Here is a 2,093-nt window from a genome sequence, read left to right as displayed (position 1 = left end):
AATATCGAGTAGGGTGAGGCGTTACCGCCTCATCCCTCTCACAGAACCGTACATACGGGCCTCGTATACGGCTCATGCCATTAACTTACCCCGAACTCGGGGACAGTGATGCCCGTTTTGATCTTCGTTAAGTCCATCAACTTCAGATCGTCATGCAAGTAGGCGCTGGGGATCGCCAGATGGGCCAGCGGTGACGCCGCGTTACGCCAGCTTTGCATCTTGATGTACTTAAACGGCGGGCGGTAGCCCAACTGTTTCAGCCTTCGATGCAGCCGACTCGGCTTCTTCCACTGCTTGAGCTGGACGCAGCGGAGACGCCGCCTGACCCAGCTCATCACCTGTTTCAACACCCGTGCGCAGTTCGCTACCCGGAAGTAATTGGCGAAGCCACGGAGTACAGGATTCAGTTCGCGGATGATCACCGCAAGCCCTGCACCTCGATTGCGCTTCGTCAACGCTTTCACCTTCTGCTTAAGTTTCACCACCTTCTTTTCCTGGATGCGGGTGTACTTGGTGTGGATCACCACCCCCAGGAACTTGATCCCCTCGTCGCTGTGCGCGATGTGGGTCTTGGTGGCATTGACTGTCAGCTTCAGCTCACCTTCCAGATAACAGTGGGCTGCCCTCAACGCGTTCTCCGCTCCAGCCCGTGAGCTGCACAGGATCAGGATATCGTCCGCGTAGCGGACGATTCGATGACCCCGTGCCTTCATGAACTGGTCGAAGGCGTCCAGGTAGACGTTGGCGATCAGCGGACTGATCACGCCGCCCTGGGGGCTGCCCAGCGCCGTCTCTTCAAGGTGGTGCCCCACCATCACGCCGCTTTCCAGGCACTGGCGCAGCAGCGACAACACACTGCCGTCCGTGATCCGTTGGCGGAACTGGCGGATGATCAGGTCGTGGTTTAACGTGTCGAAGCATTTCGACAAGTCCATATCCACTACCCATTCACGCCGGTAGCGGCGCACGAACAGCTCCGCCTTGCCAATGGCATGGTGGCCACTGCGTCCCGGACGATACCCGTAGCTCGAGGGATGAAAGTCCGGTTCGAAGAGCGGTTCGATGATACTGCGTAATGCCTGTTGCACAACCCGGTCTCGAACCGTGGGAATACCCAACAGACGTTCACCGCCGTCATCCTTGGCGATGGCAACGCGCCTGACAGGCTGCGCTCGATAGCGCTTTTCCTTCAGTTCGAGGAGCAGACACGACAGCTCCACCTCCAGATTCACCTCGAACGCACTCAGGCTCTGCCCATCGATTCCGGCCGCACCTTTGTTGCGCTTGACGTGTCTGAAGGCTTCATACAGGCGCTGCTTTGACAGCAACTGCCCGTAAAGACTGTAGTATTTCCTCATGCCTGCTCATCTCTGTGATGACGGCTCCGATCGTCGGTCTGGCTACTGGTCTGTTTCAAACGACCCGTCCGGGTACTAGCGCTTGGCAATCTGCCGCCACGGTGTCGTTCTACTCCCTCGTTCAGAGAAGGACGAAGCCACTGTGTTCCCACCGCACTTCGACCCACTTCCCTGCCCCGTCGGACAGCTTGTGAACGCAGCGTCCACCTTCGGATCAATATCCGTCGTTCTCATTAATGACTTCCGCCCTTCGCATCCGACCAAGGCTTTTGGCCTTGCCCAGTCCACTGAACCTCCGCCAGCGGTCGATCCGGTTTTATCCTCCACGCTGTTACCAGGCTTCACAGGCCGGAACTTCCTCACTACTACGGCATCATCTGCCACCTCACACCCGACCCGCTCTTGGCTTTCACCTTGACGCGTGCCTTCCAGACAAACTGGATACGGTGCCAGGCTTCCCCGGTTACTGCACCGGCTCCCTGTTAACGATGCCACCCTCAAACACAGCACAGGCCTGACTGAGTATCGGGCGTCGCGCTATTTTGCACGCTTACCCACCTGTGCTGCCGAAGCAGGTTCACTTGCGTTGTGTACCGTTAACACCCTATGGCTTCCTTCAGACCCCACCGTTGGCCAGTGGCGCCCTTGCCAGTCGGGTTGTCTTCCCCTCAGTCGGGGTGACGACACCTTCTTTCAGGTGTCCGGGGTTGCCGGCTTCGCCGGGCAAACAAAAAA

The 2,093-nt window shown here is 58.1% G+C and carries 2 protein-coding genes; one reads left to right on the top strand and one right to left on the bottom strand.

Going from position 1 to position 2,093, the window contains the following annotated elements; all coding sequences use genetic code 11:
- Window positions 1–80 precede the first annotated feature (80 nt).
- Window positions 81–1,358: a group II intron reverse transcriptase/maturase gene (gene ltrA / locus INT22_RS00470; RefSeq protein WP_193059771.1), complete on the bottom strand. Its 1,278-nt coding sequence runs from the start codon at window positions 1,356–1,358 to the stop codon at window positions 81–83.
- Between the two features lie 421 nt (window positions 1,359–1,779).
- Between ltrA and INT22_RS20115 the strand changes: the two genes are divergently transcribed.
- The coding region (locus INT22_RS20115) for a hypothetical protein (protein ID WP_226912297.1) at window positions 1,780–2,093 on the top strand (314 nt) is incomplete at its 3' end.

The organism is Halomonas sp. 3D7M, assembly GCF_014897885.1.
Classification (GTDB): Bacteria; Pseudomonadota; Gammaproteobacteria; order Pseudomonadales; family Halomonadaceae; genus Vreelandella.
The sequence above is the reverse complement of the archived record's forward strand: the minus strand, read 5'-3'. Positions and strand labels throughout refer to the sequence as shown.